We start from the raw sequence: 14,932 nt of genomic DNA, 5'->3' as shown, positions 1-14,932 counted from the left end.
ACTGCCCGCTATTTCCGAAAGCCTCGATGTGCGGTAACTTCTCGAACGGCCGAGTTGCGAGGTGGCCAATGGAAGAGCGCGGAAGTTACGGCCAGTTCTGTCCCGTATCGATGGCATCAGAAATCCTGTGCAGTCGCTGGACCACGCTGGTGGTGCGCGAGCTTCTTTGCGGCAGCACCCGCTTCAGCGACTTGCGGCGCGGGCTGCCCAAGATGTCCCCCGCCCTGCTCTCCAAGCGCCTCAAGGAACTGCGGGCCGCCGGCGTCGTAGTCACCTTGCCGAGGACCAACGGCTCCGTCGAATATCGGCTGTCCGAGGCCGGGGAGGAACTACGGCCCTTGATCATGGGGCTCGGCAAATGGGCGCAGCGCTGGATGGAGTCCCGGCTTTCGCTGAAGAACCTCGACCCGTCCCTACTCATGTGGGATATGCGTCGTAGCCTCAATGTGAAGCTGCTGCCCGAGCGGAGGTGTATGATACAGTTTCTGTATTCCGAGCTTCCACCCTCCCAAAAAAGCTGGTGGCTCGTGACCGAAGGAGGCACGGTCGACCTCTGCAATTTCGATCCAGGCCACGAACTTGACCTTCTCGTAACGAGTTCGCTGCGCTCCATGACGGCAATCTGGATGGGGCTGACGACGATCAAGCAGGAAGCCGCCAACGGCCAGCTGCAGATCGAAGGCGACCCGGCGCTCGCGCAATCAATGCAGCAATGGCTTGGACTGAGCGCATTCGTCCACGAGCCTCGGCGGGTGCAGTAGAGATTGGCCAAAGGGGCGCTTTCAGCCAATTCCAGAAGTTCCCGAGCCGTGGCGATTGTCCGCCTCTGGCCGGCAGCGGACTGTCAGCTTTGAGGATGACTGGTCTAGAAAGCCGACCTTGCGGAAAAACTGACATTCCATGATGCGCGTACGCGAAGATCCGAATTTCTGGAATCTTGCGGTTCTTCGCGGGGGTGCCGCCTCAGCTGGTACCAAACATTCGCGCCACCCCGCGAAACGTCGCCTCAGTCGAGGCTGGCCGGCGACGAGAACGGCTGATCGGCGTCCACCACGAAGATAGCCAGCTCATCAAGTGCATGCTGCGCTCCCGCATCAGCGGGGACCTTAGGGCAGAGGGATCGGCTTGTCGCTCAGCGTTCGCAAATAGGCAATCAGATCGACACGCTCCGTCTCGTCGAGAACGCCGGGAATTTCCATGAGGACACCGGGCATGGTGAGGATGGGATCATAGAGATAGGTGTTCAGATCCTCGTAGGTCCACACGCCTTCCCAACCCTGCAGAGTCTTGGAATATTTGAATTCCGGCACCGATGCCTTGTCACGGCCGACGACCTCCCACAAATTCGGACCAGTCTTGTTGCCTTTGCCTCGTTCGTTGGTGTGGCAACCGTCACAATTTCTACCGAAAAAAATCCGGCCTTTCTCGACATCGGCCGCAGCCAATTTCCCGGCAATCGGTGCGGGCTTCGGCCGCACGACGCCATGCGCCATGAGATAGTCGGATATCTCGGAATATCCGTAAAATCTGGCAAGATGGATCGGTGTCCGGGCGAAGGAGTCCGTTGTTCGGGCGTTGACATCGGCGCCCGCTTCGACCAGCGCCGTGACGCAATCGAGGCAGCCCTGCTTGACCGCCACTTGGAGGGGGGGCTGCTTCCCCGCGGTCGGGTTCGGATTGGCGCCATGCGCCAACAGCAGCGTGATGAATTCAAGCCGGTTTCTTGCGACCGCCGCCATCAGGGGTGTACCCCCAATCTTCGATACGACATTAACATCTGCGCCGCGCTCGAGAAGCAGTTTGGCCGCCTCAAGATGCTGCCTGTTGACCGCATGAAAGAGCGGCGTTGCGAGACCATCAGATTCGTTGACGTTTGCACCCGCATCCAGCGCCGCAGCGATGGCCGCAATGTCACCTTTCTTGGCGGCGTCGTGAATGGCCGCCGCCCGGGATGTCACCGGGATCAAACAAAAACATATCAGCAACAGCATTCCAGCGCGCATCAGTTGCCATCCCCTACCGAAACTCCCGCCCATCCCATTCGAGTGTCGCCGCTTCGCCCCCATGTGCGTGCATTCAGCGGTTGAAGACGGAACGCTTGGAAGCGACGACCGAATTGGCTACGCTAGGTACCGCGCCAGGAGGGCGAAATGTCCCGAAAGGCTTCTGAAATTTACCCGAAATCTGCTGAAACGATCATGTTTCGCGGTTTTGTTTTCCTGACGAAAAGCAGAGAAGTGCGGACCGTCGAAGGTAAAGCGGTCGAGCTTCGCAGCCAGTCGGCCGAGGTGCTCTCCGTGCTCGCGGCGCGGCCGGGCGAGATCGTGTCCAAGGATGCGCTGATGCGGGCGGTTTGGCCCGATACGTTCGTGACCGACGACAGCCTTACCCAATGCATTGCCGATATTCGCCGCGCATTGGGCGACGACGAGCACATGATCGTGCAAACCCTCCCAAAGCGAGGCTACCGGCTGAATGCCGATTTGGCGGAGGCGGCGGACCCGAACGCCGTCGCCGACACGCAACGAGCCACGATGCGATCTTCGCGGCGCAGCTTCATCCTTGCTGCGATCGTCCTGGTCGCCATAGCGATCAGTGCATATTTCGGTGCCGAAACATGGCGAGCCGCTCCGGTCCGTTCGTCCGACATGCCGAGGATTGCGGTCCTTCCCTTTGAGGACTTCAGTGCCGGGGCGGACAAGGGATATCTCAGTGATGCCGTCGCCGAGGGGATCATCACCGCGCTTGCGCGGAGCAAGACTTATGCCGTCATCGCCCGGAACTCGAGCTTCAGGTACCGCGGCCAGCCGGTCGACGCCAGGCAGATTGGCGAAGAACTCGGCGTCGACTACCTGCTCGAAGGCAGCCAGCAGAAGCTCGGAGACCGGCTGAAAGTGACCGCCCAGTTGCTGAATGCGCGTGACGGATCGCACGTCTGGGCCAACACCTACAACCGGGAGGTTGGCGATCTTTTCGTCGTCCAGGAGGAGATCATCCGCACGCTTGCGGACAGGGTCGGGCGCAGGATCGAGCGACCCTTGCCACAGAGCGACGCCGCGCAGGTCAGCGCGCTGCGCTATGTCCAGATGGGGTTTGCCGAGAACGAGCATTTCTCTGCCGCGGGGAACGAGCTGCTGCGGCAGTTCAGCCTCAAGGCCATCGAAGCGGATCCGAACGCCCAGTTCGGCTATATCGGGCTGGCCTGGTCCTATCGCAATGACGCGTTATTCTGGCACAAGCAGGAAAATAACCCCGACGAGGCGTTGAAGCGCGCCGCCGAGTACGCCGACAAGGCCATCCTGCTCGCTCGGGACGATGCCGAGGCGCATCATATCCGCGCCCAAATCCACTCCGAAGCCGGAGAGATGGAGAAGGCCATTGCGCAGTACGATCAGGCGATCGCCCTGAACCCCAGCGCGTCGAATATCCTCGAGGGCAGTGCGACCCCGCTGCTCTTTGCCGGCCGCACCGACGAAGCGATCGATCGGATCAAGCAGGCTATGGGCATCGATCCTTTTTACCCTGACTGGTTCAACTGGGACATGGGCTGGGCGCTCTATGAAAAGAACGATTGCGGGGCTGCGCTGGCGGCGATGCGGAAAATGTCCAGAATCACCAGCGCCGCGCACCGAATGCTTGCGGGGATCTACGCTTGTCTGGGAAACCAGCGGGAGGCAAAGGAAGCGCTTGCGGTTTTCCTCAAAGATTTGCCCGGCGACTCCATCAGCAGGCAACGCAAGCAGTGGGAGAAGAACTACGCCACCCCCGCAGCCCTCGAGCGGTGGATCGGACACATGCGGTTCGCGGGCTTGCCGGAGTGACGGCGGACCGCATGCGGCCCGGCCGCAATCATTGATGATGTTCGATCGCCAAGCCCACCACGCGAACGGCAGCTTTTTGGATCGCCTGTCGTCGGCCGCGATGGCTGACATGAGGCGCAAAGCTGCCGTTCGCGTCGTGGGAGACGTACGCCGACTTCGGGTCGAACTCGGTCGTTCAGAGTGATTGGGTTTGACCCAAGAGCCTCGGCCTCAGTTATTCGCGCTCGATACCGCCATAGGATCTGACCAGCTCGGCCATGTCCGGCGCGCTTGCGCTCGGCGCCTCGCTCTCCAGCCCCTCGGCGACGCCGACGCGGTCGGCGACCGGCCGGTTTTGGCTGACCTTCCACTTGCCGCTGATGTCGGTGATCTCGATTTCGAGCCCGACAATACCCTTGATCTGCGACTGGATGAAGCTGGCCGGTGCGTCGGTCACAGCCCAGGGCGCCTCGCGGCTGCCTTCCTGCGACGCCGTCAGTTCGACGATCTGCTGCGCCAGCCAGGCCTGGTCCTCGATCACCTTGACCTTGCCGCGCACCTGGACGATGGCGTAGTTCCAGGTCGGCACGACCTTGCCGGTCTCGCGCTTGGTCTCGTACCAGGACGGCGTCACATAGGCGTCGGCGCCCTGGAAGACGACCAGCACCGGCGAAGCGGGGCTCTCGGCCAGAAGCCGCCATTGCGGGTTGGCCTTCGCCAGATGGGCGCGCAGCCTGCCCTTCGGGCCAATATCGGCGTCGAGCAGGAACGGGATTGCGTTCGCGATCGGGCCCTCGTCGCCGTTCGAGACCAGCAGGCCCAGCGGATGCGCCCGTATCAGCCCGTGCAGGATGTCCTGCCGCGTTTCCTGGAAATGAGGAGGCTGATACATGGCGATCCTGTCCCTACCTCAGCCGCTTCGGCCGTGGGTCCGACAACTCGCCGGCCAGCCGCCGGTCGAGGTAATCCGCGCATTCCTGCAGCAGCAGGTCCGCGTCATTGGCGAAGAAATGGTTGGCGCCGGGCAGCGTCTTCTGGGTGATGGTGATGCCCTTTTGCGTGTGCAGCTTGTCGACCAGCGCCTGCACGTCCTTGGGCGGCGCCACCTTGTCGGCGTCGCCATGGATGATCAGGCCCGACGACGGGCAGGGCGCCAGGAACGAGAAATCATAGGTGTTGGGCTGCGGCGCGATCGAGATGAAACCCTCGATCTCGGGACGACGCATCAGAAGCTGCATGCCGATCCACGAGCCAAACGAATAGCCGGCGACCCAGCAGCTCTTGGAATCCGGATGCAGCGACTGCACCCAGTCGAGTGCTGCGGCCGCATCCGACAACTCGCCGGTGCCATGGTCGAATTCGCCCTGGCTGCGGCCGATGCCGCGGAAATTGAAGCGAAGCGTGGTGAAATCGCGCTTCTGGAACATGTAGAAGAGGTCGTAGACGATCTTGTTGTTCATCGTGCCGCCGAACTGCGGGTGCGGGTGCAGCACAATGGCGATCGGCGCGCTCTTTTCCTTGGAAGGCTGGTAGCGACCCTCAAGGCGGCCGGCCGGACCGGTAAAAATGACCTCAGGCATAAAATACTCCACATGGCATAAGAATGCGCGGCGCCCGGAACACTCTTTCCTCTGGCCTTGACGCAGGGCGAGCGTCTTCTTAGAAGCTAGTTTAGAATTGTTCAAAACTGGGTGGCCAAAACCTGCCGGCTAGGCCGCCCGCGCCGCAAGCCGGGTAAATAGGACGGCTTGCCTTGCGATTTCAAGGAAATAACGCGCTATCCTCGCCGAATGGCTTTTGACGGGACCAATTGAAGGAAAATGGCCGCAACTCGCGCCTATCTCGACTACAATGCCAGCGCGCCACTCACTGCAGAGGCGCGCGCGGCCATGGTTGGCGCGCTCGATGTCGCCGCCAATCCGTCGTCGGTCCATGCCGAGGGCCGCGCCGCGCGGAGGTTGATCGAGGATGCGAGGCGCGAAGTCGCCCGCCTGGTCAACGCCAAGCCGGAGCATGTCGTGTTCACCTCGGGCGCGACGGAAGCCGCCTCGACGCTTCTTTCGCTCGACTGGCAGATGGGACGCGGCACTGTCCGCATGAGCTGGCTCTACGTGTCCGCGGCCGATCATCCGTGCTTGCTCAATGGCGGCCGCTTCCCGGCGGCGCGACTGACCCGGATCGGCGTCGACGCCAACGGCATCGCCGATCTCGGCGCATTGGCGGCGGCCCTTGCCGCCCATGACAAGGCCGATGGCCTGCCGCTGGTGGCAATCCATGCCGCCAACAACGAGACCGGCGTCATCCAGCCCATCGACCGCATTGCCGAAATCGTCAAGGCGGCGGGCGGAATACTCGTCGTCGACGCGGTGCAGGCGGCCGGCCGTATCCCCATCGACATGTCGGCGCCTTACGCCGACTATCTGATCCTGTCCTCGCACAAGATCGGCGGCCCCAAGGGCGTTGGCGCCATGATTGCGGCGTCCGACCTGATGATGCCGAAGCCTCTGGTCAATGGCGGCGGCCAGGAAAAAGGCCATCGCGGCGGCACCGAAAACCTCGCGGCCATATCAGGCTTTGGCGCCGCGGCGCGGCAGGCGCTGGCCGCACTGAACGACGTCGATACGCTCGCCAGCCGCCGTGATGAGGTCGAAACGATCGTCAAAACACTGGTTCCGGACGTGGAAATCTTCGGAACCGGCGCGCCAAGGCTTGCCAACACGACATTCTTCGCTATTCCCGGCATCAAGGCCGAGACGGCGCAGATCGCTTTCGATCTGGCCGGTGTCGCGCTGTCGGCCGGATCGGCCTGTTCGTCGGGCAAGGTCGGCCCGAGCCATGTGCTGAAGGCAATGGGGTATGGCGACGGTCTTGGTGCCTTGCGCGTGTCCATCGGCCACGCAACGAGCGCCGAGGACATCGAACTGTTCCGGACCGCGCTGGCAGGCATTGCCGCGCGCCGGGCCGGCAGGGAAAGAGCCGCCTGAGGGCGGCAAAGGGAATTCGGGCCTTGAGGCCTGGTAGAGCCGTGCGTTTCAAAGTGGCCGGGTGAATTCCCGGTCGGGACGCACTATATGGAACTTACGCCGCCTCGGGTGCCCTGCGGGTGCTTGTTGGCGATGCCATAGTTTGAAAACTGTCGGGCCTTGACCCCGGCGTGGATGGAGAACGCTTATGCCTGCTGTGCAGGACACGATCGATCGGGTCCGAAAGATCGACGTCGACCAGTATAAATACGGATTCCAGACAGAGATCGCGATGGACAAGGCCCCCAAGGGCCTGAGCGAAGACATTATTCGCTTCATCTCGGCCAAGAAGGACGAACCGTCCTGGATGCTGGAATGGCGTCTGGAAGCCTATCGCCGCTGGCTGACGCTGGACGAGCCGACCTGGGCGCGCGTCGAGTATCCGAAGATCGATTTCCAGGACATCTACTATTACGCGGCGCCGAAGAGCACGCCCGGCCCGACCTCGCTCAGCGACGTCGATCCCGAACTCTTGAAGGTCTACGAAAAACTCGGCATTCCGCTCAGGGAGCAGGAAATCCTCGCCGGCGTGCAGAAGACCGACGTGTCGGAATTCGAGGAAGCCAGCGACAATGTCTACAAGTCGGGCCGCGTCGCCGTCGACGCGGTGTTCGATTCCGTGTCCGTCGTCACCACTTTCAAGAAGGAACTGGCGCAGGCCGGTGTCATCTTCTGCTCGATCTCGGAAGCGATCCGCGAGCATCCGGAGCTGGTGAAGAAATACCTCGGCTCGGTCGTGCCGACCTCCGACAATTTCTACGCCACGCTGAACACCGCCGTGTTCACCGACGGCTCCTTCGTCTTCGTGCCCAAGGGCGTGCGCTGCCCGATGGAGCTGTCGACCTATTTCCGCATGAACGAGAAGAACACCGGCCAGTTCGAGCGCACGCTGATCATCGCCGAGGAGGGGGCTTACGTCTCCTATCTCGAAGGCTGTACGGCGCCGCAGCGCGATGAGAACCAGCTGCATGCCGCGGTGGTCGAGTTGATCGCGCTCGACGACGCCGAGATCAAATATTCGACGGTGCAGAACTGGTACCCCGGCGACGCCGAGGGCAAGGGCGGCATCTACAATTTCGTCACCAAGCGCGGCGACTGCCGTGGCCACCGCTCGAAGATCTCGTGGACGCAGGTTGAGACCGGCTCGGCCATTACCTGGAAGTACCCGAGCTGCATCCTGCGCGGCGACGATTCCAGCGGCGAGTTCTATTCGATCGCCGTGTCGAACGGCTACCAGCAGGTCGACAGCGGCACCAAGATGATCCATCTCGGCAAGAACACGTCGAGCCGCATCATCTCCAAGGGCATCGCCGCCGGCTTCTCGCAGAACACCTATCGCGGTCAGGTCTCGGCGCACCGCAAGGCGACCAACGCCCGCAACTTCACCAATTGCGACAGCTTGCTGATCGGCGACCAGTGCGGCGCCCACACCGTACCCTACATGGAAGCCAAGAACTCGACGGCGCAGTTCGAGCATGAAGCGACCACCTCGAAGATCTCCGAGGACCAGAAGTTCTATGTCATGCAGCGTGGCATCCCCGAGGAGGAGGCGATCGCGCTGATCGTCAACGGCTTCGTCAAGGACGTCATCCAGCAACTGCCGATGGAATTCGCCGTCGAGGCGCAGAAGCTGATCGGGATCTCGCTGGAAGGCAGCGTGGGTTGATTAGATGGAACGGCGCTCCTGGAAATTCTTCGAGCGAATCCAGAGCTTGATGGTCATCGTTCTGATGCTCTTGCTGACGCTGGCTATTGGAGGTGCCGTGGTGGCTCTGATAGGCGCAATGTTTGGCTTGAGTTCGGTAAAGAATATTGGTGGTTCGATCGCGGGCCTAGGCGCGGTTGGTTTTTTTAGCTGGATGCTCGTTACTGGCGATCTTGCGGGCGCGCTCTTAGGGAGACCCCGTCAAGGACCGAGCGTCGAGAACAACAAGAACACGAAAGTAGAAAATGATGCTTGAAATCAAGAACCTGCACGCCCGCATCGTCGATGACGGTACCGAGATCATCCGCGGCCTGAACCTGACGGTGCAAGCTGGCGAGGTCGCCGCCATCATGGGCCCTAACGGCTCGGGCAAGTCGACGCTGTCCTATATCCTCGCCGGGCGCGAGGACTATGAGGTCACCGAAGGCGACATCCTCTACAACGGCCAGTCGATCCTGGAAATGGATCCGGCCGAGCGCGCCACCGCGGGCATCTTCCTGGCCTTCCAATACCCGATGGAGATACCGGGCGTCGCGACCATGGAATTCCTCAAAGTGGCGATGAACGAGCAGCGCAAGGCGCGTGGCGAGGAGCCGCTGAAAATTCCCGAATTTTTGAAGCGCGTGAAGGACGCCGCCGGCTCGCTCAACATGGAAATGGCGATGCTGAAGCGGCCGCTCAATGTCGGTTTCTCCGGCGGCGAGAAGAAGCGCGCCGAGATCCTGCAGATGAAGCTGCTCGAACCAAAACTTTGCGTGCTAGACGAGACCGATTCCGGCCTGGACATCGACGCGCTGAAGATCGTCTCGGACGGCGTCAACGCGCTGCGCTCGCCGGAGCGCGCCATCGTCGTCATCACCCACTACCAGCGCCTGCTCGAACACATCGTGCCGGACTCGGTGCACGTGCTCTACAGGGGCCAGGTCATCAAGTCGGGCGACAAGTCGTTGGCGCTCGACCTCGAAGCCAATGGCTATGCCGGCGTGATCGGCGAAGCCGCGTGAGATGCCAGGGGCGGAACTGATGAACATGCACGCACAACCGCAGCGGACCCCGGCCGAAACGGCGTTGATCGACGCCTTCGGCGAGCGGCTGTCGCTGCTGCCCGGCGACGGCGCGGTGATGGTGAAGCGCGACGACGCGATCGAAGCGATCAAGCATGGCCTGCCGACGCGGCGGGTCGAGTCCTGGCACTATACGGATTTGCGCCGCTTGCTGACCTCGGTGCCGGCCTTCGATCCGGCAGCCGCAACCAAAGCCATCGCGCCGGTGATTGAAGGCGCTGCCGTCCTGCCGGTGCTGGATGGTGTCTCGACCGCGAAATTGCCCGAGGTCGAGGGCGTGACCGTGCAGCGCCTGTCGGAAAAGCTGACCGACGGCAGCGTCGCTCCCGGGCTCGACCCTTACGGTTCCGATGATGCTATCGGTGCGCTGAACACCGCTTTCGTCGCCGATGGCTATTTCATCGACATCGCCGACGGTGCCGAACTGGACAGGCCGCTCGAACTGCAGAACCTGCAGTCCGCTGGCCAGACGCATGTGCGTCTGCTGACGCGCGTGGGCGACGGAGCCAAGGCGACCATCGTCGAACGCCAGACCGGCGAGGGCGCTGCTTTGGTCAGCTCGGTCAGCCAGCTCGTGCTCGGCGAAGGCGCAGAGGTGACATGGCTGATCGTGCAGGAGCAGCCGGATACGGCGACCCATCTGGCGCAGTTCAAGGCGCATCTCGGCAAGAACGCGAAGCTCACGCTGTTCGTCATGAATGCCGGCGGCAAACTGGTGCGCCAGGAGATCGTGGTCAGGACGACGGGCGAAGGCGCCGACTTCAAACTGCGCGGCATCAATCTGCTGGCCGGTGACACCCATACCGACGTGACCATGGTGCTCGACCATGCCGTGCCGCACACCACCTCGACGGAAGTGATCCGCAACGTGGTGACCGGCAAGGCGCGCGGCGTCTTCCAGGGCCGCATCAACGTCCACCAGTATGCGCAGAAGACCAACGCCAAGATGACCTGCAATACGCTGCTTCTGTCCGACGATGGCGAGTTCTCGACCAAGCCCGAGCTGGAAATCTTCGCCGACGACGTCGTCTGCGGCCACGGCGCCACCGTCACCGAGATCGATCACGACCATCTGTTCTACCTGATGGCGCGCGGCATCGACGAGAAGTCGGCTCGGGGTCTGCTGGTGAAAGCCTTCGTCGCCGAGGTGATCGAGGAACTGGATGACGAGGCGATCGTCGACGCGCTGGAAGCAAGGCTCGACGACTGGTTCGTCGCGCACGGGTGAACTTATGAACGCACCAGGCAAGATCGGAGATTTCTACGACGTCGAGGCGATCCGCCGCGATTTCCCGATCCTGTCGCGGGAAGTCTACGGCAAGCCGCTGGTCTATCTCGACAACGGCGCCTCGGCACAGAAGCCGCAGGCCGTGCTCGATGCCATCCAGCACGCCTACAGCCAGGAATATGCCAACGTCCATCGCGGCCTGCATTTCCTGTCCAATGCCGCGACCGACGCCTATGAGAAGGCGCGCGAGACGGTGCGCCGTTTTCTCAACGCGCCGAGCACCGACAACATCGTCTTCACCTCCAACACCACCTCGGCGATCAACACCGTCGCCTATGGCTATGGCATGCCCAGTATCGGCGACGGCGACGAGATCGTGCTGTCGATCATGGAGCACCATTCCAACATCGTGCCGTGGCATTTCATCCGCGAGCGGCAGGGCGCCAAGCTGGTCTGGGTGCCGGTCGACGATCTCGGTGTCTTCCACATCGAGGAATTCGAGAAGCGCCTGACGAACAGGACGAAGCTCGTCGCCATCACCCAGATGTCGAATGCGCTGGGCACGGTGACGCCGATCAAGGAGATCGTGCGCATCGCGCATGCGAGAAACATTCCGGTGCTGGTCGACGGCAGCCAGAGCGCCGTGCACATGCCGATCGACGTGCAGGACCTCGACTGCGATTTCTTCGTCTTCACCGGCCACAAGGTCTACGGGCCCTCGGGCATCGGCGTGCTCTACGGCAAGAAGGATATTCTCGAGCGCATGCGCCCCTTCATGGGTGGCGGCGAGATGATCGAGGAGGTGACGGAGGACATCGTCACCTACAACGAGCCGCCGCATCGATTCGAGGCCGGCACGCCGCCGATCGTGCAGGCGATCGGCCTGGGCGCGGCACTCGACTATATGGACAAAATCGGCCGCGAGCGCATCGCCGCCCACGAGGCCGATCTGAAGGACTATGCGCATGAGCGGTTGCGCGCCATCAATTCGCTGCGCATCTTCGGCGACGCGCCGGGCAAGGGCGCCATCATCTCGTTCGAGTTGCAGGGCATCCATGCCCATGACGTGTCGATGGTGATCGACCGGCAAGGCGTGGCAGTGCGGGCGGGCACGCATTGCGCCCAGCCGCTGTTGAAACGTTTTGGCGTAACCTCCACATGCAGGGCATCGTTCGGCATGTATAATACCAGGGCCGAAGTCGACGCTTTGGCCGATGCGCTGGAAAAAGCGCGCAAGTTCTTCGGGTGACGACCATGGATGACGCTAGCCACACCACCGAGACCGCACCGGAAGCAGCCATTAACCCGCTGGTTTCCGCCTCGGCCATTCCCGCCGACGAACTGGCACGCCTGACCGACGACATCGTCTCGGCGCTGAAGACGGTCTACGACCCGGAAATCCCGGCCGACATCTACGAACTCGGCCTGATCTACAAGATCGATATCGAGGACGACCGCTCGGTCAAGATCGACATGACGCTGACCGCGCCCGGCTGCCCGGTGGCCGGCGAAATGCCCGGCTGGGTGGAAAATGCCGTCGGCGCCGTCGAAGGCGTTTCCGGCGTCGAGGTCAGCATGACCTTCGACCCGCCCTGGTCGCCCGACCGCATGTCGGAAGAGGCGCAGGTGGCGGTGGGCTGGTATTAGCATCGGTCGGACAATGGGTTGGCGCACTTGCGCCTGGTATAAAACTTCACCATTTTAGGTGAAGAATCATTCGGCAGGCCTTGAACCTGCATGGAATGGAGAGAGAAAAGATGGGACGCTTCGCCGTCATCACGATGACCGAAAAGGCCGCCGACCGGGTGCGCGAGATCGTCGCCACCCGTGAAAACGCGCATGGCATTCGCCTCGGCATCAAGAAGGGCGGCTGCGCCGGCATGGAATACACGGTCGACCTGGTGACCGAGCCCAACACCAAGGACGACCATATCGAGCGCGACGGCGCCCATGTCTATGTCGCGCCTGAGGCGGCGCTTTTCCTATTCGGCACCGAGATGGATTTCGAGCAGACGACCCTGCGCACCGGCTTCACCTTCCGCAATCCGAACCAGAGCTCGGCCTGCGGCTGCGGTGAATCGGTCGAACTGAAGCCGGCCGATCTGAAGGCACTCGCCGAGGCGCGCGCTTCGGTCTGAGACCTCTCCCTTCGCCCCGTTCACGGGGAGAAGGTGGCCCGAAGGGCCGGATGAGGGGCAGAGCCAGCCTCTCTAAAGTATGCGCCGCCCCTCATCTGCCTGCCGGCATCTTCTCCCCGTAAACGGGGAGAAGACAATCACTCCACCCACATCCCCGTGCGCTTGTGCCAGTCGGCGATCGATTCCGCGGGATAGACCTCGAACACCTTGTCCTTCCTGCCGATTTCCGGCTCGACCCAGCTCGCCTTGTATTTCAGCATCAGATGCACCTTCTCCGGCGGCTTGGGCAGTTCGGTGTCGACCGCCGAGGCGAAGGGATGGACCAGGTCCGGCCAGGTAGGGTCATACACCCAGAGCGCTGTGCCGCATTTTCGGCAGAAATTGCGCTCAGCCGTTGAGGTCTCGCACTGCGGATGTTCGTCATCCTCGATCTCGGCCCGGTAGACGCCGAGATTGCGCTTGCCGGTGATCTTCAGCGTGTCGTAGTCGGCGCCGAGATTGATGGCGAAGCCGCCACCGCCCTGTTGTTTGCGGCAGATCGAGCAGTAGCAGAGCATGAACGGTACCGGCGTGTGGCTTTCCACCTCGAAACGGATGGCATTGCAGCGACACGACCCTTTGAGCAGCAGCGGCATATTGGAACTCCGATGTGTTTTTCCCTCAACCTTGTCAGCATGGTTTTGGTTGCGGCGATGACAAGGCCGGATGCGGCTGACATGATCGCCGCATGGAGAACGAACGCATAGAAGAACTTTTTGAAAGCCTTGGTCCGGTCGGCATCCGAAAACTGTTCGGCGGCAAGGGTGTCTATTGCGACGGCGTCATCGTCGCCATCGTGGTGCGTGGCGAATTGATGCTGAAGGCCGACGAGCAAAGTGCGCCCGACTTCGAGGCCGCCGGCTGCCGGCAGTGGACCTATACCGGCTCGCGGCACGGCAAGCAGGTTTCGATGCCCTACTGGAGCGTCCCCGATAGCGCCTTCGACGATCCAGACGAGATGGCGGTCTGGGCGCGCCGGGCCTATGAGGCGGGAAGGCGGGCAGGCAAGTAGGCCTAAAGCGCCCTCGCAATCCTCGCCGCCAGCCTTGCATTGTTCTCGACCAGCGCGATGTTGGTCTTCAGGCTCCGGCCGCCGGTCAGCTCGAGGATTTTCGACAGCAGGAACGGCGTCACCGCCTTGCCGGTGACGTTCAGCGCCTCGGCGGCCTTTTGCGCGGCCTGGATGTAGCCGTCCATCTCGCTGGCCGGAATCTCGTGATCTTCCGGCACCGGGTTGGCGATCAAGATGCCGCCGCTCAAGCCCAGCGCCTGCCGAGTCCGGTAGAAATGCGCGATATCCTCCGGTCCGTGTAAGGTGAGCGGCGCGCGGAACGGCGAATGCCGGGACCAGAAGGCCGGCATCGTCTCGCAGCCATGGCCGACGACCGGCACGCCGCGCGTCTCCAGCACCTCCAGCGTCTTTTCGATGTCGAGGATCGCCTTGGCGCCGGCCGACACCACGATCACCGGCGTGCGCGCCAGTTCGTCGAGATCGGCGGAGATATCAAAACTCTTTTCAGCCCCCTTGTGCACGCCGCCGATGCCGCCGGTGGCGAACACGTTTATCCCGGCCATATGCGCCGCGATCATGGTGGCGGCAACCGTGGTGCCGCCGGTGCGGCCTTGAGCGACCGCAAAGCCGAGATCGGCGCGCGACAGCTTCATGGCGTCACCCGTCATGGCCAGCGATTCGCGCTCGCCGTCTGACAGCCCGATCTTGATGCGGCCGGAAACCACGGCGATCGTCGCCGGCACCGCGCCATTGTCCAGGATGATCTTCTCGACATTGGCCGCCATGGCGCCATTGTCGGGATAGGGCATGCCATGGGTGATGATGGTGCTTTCCAGCGCCACCACCGGCCTGCCCGCGGCCAGCGCTTCAGCCACCGGCGGGTGGATGTCGATGAAGGGGCGGGCGGTTTCCGGCGTCATGTC

General features: G+C 62.4%; 16 protein-coding genes. 11 read left to right on the top strand and 5 right to left on the bottom strand.

Annotation, left to right across the window (positions count from 1 at the left end):
- Window positions 1–68: 68 nt before the first annotated feature.
- Complete coding sequence (locus tag AC1RUK_RS13240; RefSeq protein WP_481835265.1) at window positions 69–761, top strand: winged helix-turn-helix transcriptional regulator; 693 nt, start codon at window positions 69–71, stop codon at window positions 759–761.
- Between the two features lie 345 nt (window positions 762–1,106).
- On the opposite strand, the gene AC1RUK_RS13235 is transcribed toward AC1RUK_RS13240, so the two are convergent.
- Window positions 1,107–2,003 carry an ankyrin repeat domain-containing protein gene (locus tag AC1RUK_RS13235; protein WP_481840269.1) on the bottom strand — a complete coding sequence of 299 codons (897 nt, stop codon included), beginning with the start codon at window positions 2,001–2,003 and terminating at the stop codon, window positions 1,107–1,109.
- A gap of 147 nt (window positions 2,004–2,150) precedes the next feature.
- Here AC1RUK_RS13235 and AC1RUK_RS13230 point away from each other — a divergent pair, with 147 nt between their 5' ends.
- Entirely contained in the window at window positions 2,151–3,821 is a 1,671-nt protein-coding gene (locus AC1RUK_RS13230) for a winged helix-turn-helix domain-containing tetratricopeptide repeat protein (RefSeq protein ID WP_481840268.1), read from the top strand.
- Between the two features lie 214 nt (window positions 3,822–4,035).
- Here AC1RUK_RS13230 and AC1RUK_RS13225 read toward each other — a convergent pair whose 3' ends face one another.
- Both AC1RUK_RS13225 and AC1RUK_RS13220 read right to left on the bottom strand, forming a co-directional pair.
- Window positions 4,036–4,692, bottom strand: coding sequence for an FMN-binding negative transcriptional regulator (locus AC1RUK_RS13225; RefSeq protein WP_481835268.1), 657 nt, complete (start codon window positions 4,690–4,692; stop codon window positions 4,036–4,038).
- 13 nt (window positions 4,693–4,705) lie between these two features.
- The gene (locus AC1RUK_RS13220; protein WP_006205994.1) at window positions 4,706–5,380 is read right to left on the bottom strand and encodes an alpha/beta hydrolase; all 675 of its coding nucleotides are present in this window, start codon (window positions 5,378–5,380) and stop codon (window positions 4,706–4,708) included.
- A 240-nt stretch (window positions 5,381–5,620) separates the two neighbouring features.
- On the opposite strand from AC1RUK_RS13220, the gene AC1RUK_RS13215 reads away from it, so the two are divergent.
- From AC1RUK_RS13215 to sufA, 8 genes are all read left to right on the top strand, one after another.
- Window positions 5,621–6,784, top strand: coding sequence for a cysteine desulfurase family protein (locus AC1RUK_RS13215; protein WP_481835269.1), 1,164 nt, complete (start codon window positions 5,621–5,623; stop codon window positions 6,782–6,784).
- Between the two features lie 187 nt (window positions 6,785–6,971).
- Window positions 6,972–8,489, top strand: coding sequence for a Fe-S cluster assembly protein SufB (sufB, locus tag AC1RUK_RS13210; protein ID WP_481835270.1), 1,518 nt, complete (start codon window positions 6,972–6,974; stop codon window positions 8,487–8,489).
- A 4-nt stretch (window positions 8,490–8,493) separates the two neighbouring features.
- The gene (locus AC1RUK_RS13205; protein ID WP_481835271.1) at window positions 8,494–8,784 is read left to right on the top strand and encodes a hypothetical protein; all 291 of its coding nucleotides are present in this window, start codon (window positions 8,494–8,496) and stop codon (window positions 8,782–8,784) included.
- The gene (gene sufC, locus AC1RUK_RS13200) at window positions 8,777–9,532 is read left to right on the top strand and encodes a Fe-S cluster assembly ATPase SufC (RefSeq protein WP_481839516.1); all 756 of its coding nucleotides are present in this window, start codon (window positions 8,777–8,779) and stop codon (window positions 9,530–9,532) included. The genes AC1RUK_RS13205 and sufC overlap by 8 nt, the downstream gene beginning before the upstream one ends.
- A gap of 19 nt (window positions 9,533–9,551) precedes the next feature.
- A complete protein-coding gene (gene sufD / locus AC1RUK_RS13195) occupies window positions 9,552–10,820 on the top strand; it encodes a Fe-S cluster assembly protein SufD (protein WP_481835272.1) in 1,269 nt (422 codons plus the stop codon).
- Window positions 10,821–10,824: 4 nt separating this feature from the next.
- Window positions 10,825–12,069 carry a cysteine desulfurase gene (locus AC1RUK_RS13190; protein ID WP_481835273.1) on the top strand — a complete coding sequence of 415 codons (1,245 nt, stop codon included), beginning with the start codon at window positions 10,825–10,827 and terminating at the stop codon, window positions 12,067–12,069.
- A gap of 5 nt (window positions 12,070–12,074) precedes the next feature.
- The gene (locus AC1RUK_RS13185) at window positions 12,075–12,467 is read left to right on the top strand and encodes an SUF system Fe-S cluster assembly protein (protein WP_436174715.1); all 393 of its coding nucleotides are present in this window, start codon (window positions 12,075–12,077) and stop codon (window positions 12,465–12,467) included.
- Window positions 12,468–12,577: 110 nt separating this feature from the next.
- Window positions 12,578–12,958: a Fe-S cluster assembly scaffold SufA gene (gene sufA, locus AC1RUK_RS13180; protein ID WP_481835274.1), complete on the top strand. Its 381-nt coding sequence runs from the start codon at window positions 12,578–12,580 to the stop codon at window positions 12,956–12,958.
- Between the two features lie 137 nt (window positions 12,959–13,095).
- Here sufA and AC1RUK_RS13175 read toward each other — a convergent pair whose 3' ends face one another.
- Window positions 13,096–13,593: a GFA family protein gene (locus AC1RUK_RS13175; protein WP_481835275.1), complete on the bottom strand. Its 498-nt coding sequence runs from the start codon at window positions 13,591–13,593 to the stop codon at window positions 13,096–13,098.
- Between the two features lie 92 nt (window positions 13,594–13,685).
- Between AC1RUK_RS13175 and AC1RUK_RS13170 the strand changes: the two genes are divergently transcribed.
- Entirely contained in the window at window positions 13,686–14,009 is a 324-nt protein-coding gene (locus AC1RUK_RS13170; protein ID WP_481840267.1) for a TfoX/Sxy family protein, read from the top strand.
- Between the two features lie 2 nt (window positions 14,010–14,011).
- On the opposite strand, the gene AC1RUK_RS13165 is transcribed toward AC1RUK_RS13170, so the two are convergent.
- A complete protein-coding gene (locus AC1RUK_RS13165) occupies window positions 14,012–14,929 on the bottom strand; it encodes a pseudouridine-5'-phosphate glycosidase (RefSeq protein WP_481835276.1) in 918 nt (305 codons plus the stop codon).
- Window positions 14,930–14,932: the final 3 nt, after the last annotated feature.

It is taken from the genome of Mesorhizobium monacense (assembly GCF_056781675.1).
Note: the sequence above shows the minus strand (reverse complement) of the source record. Positions and strands in the feature narration are given on the sequence as shown.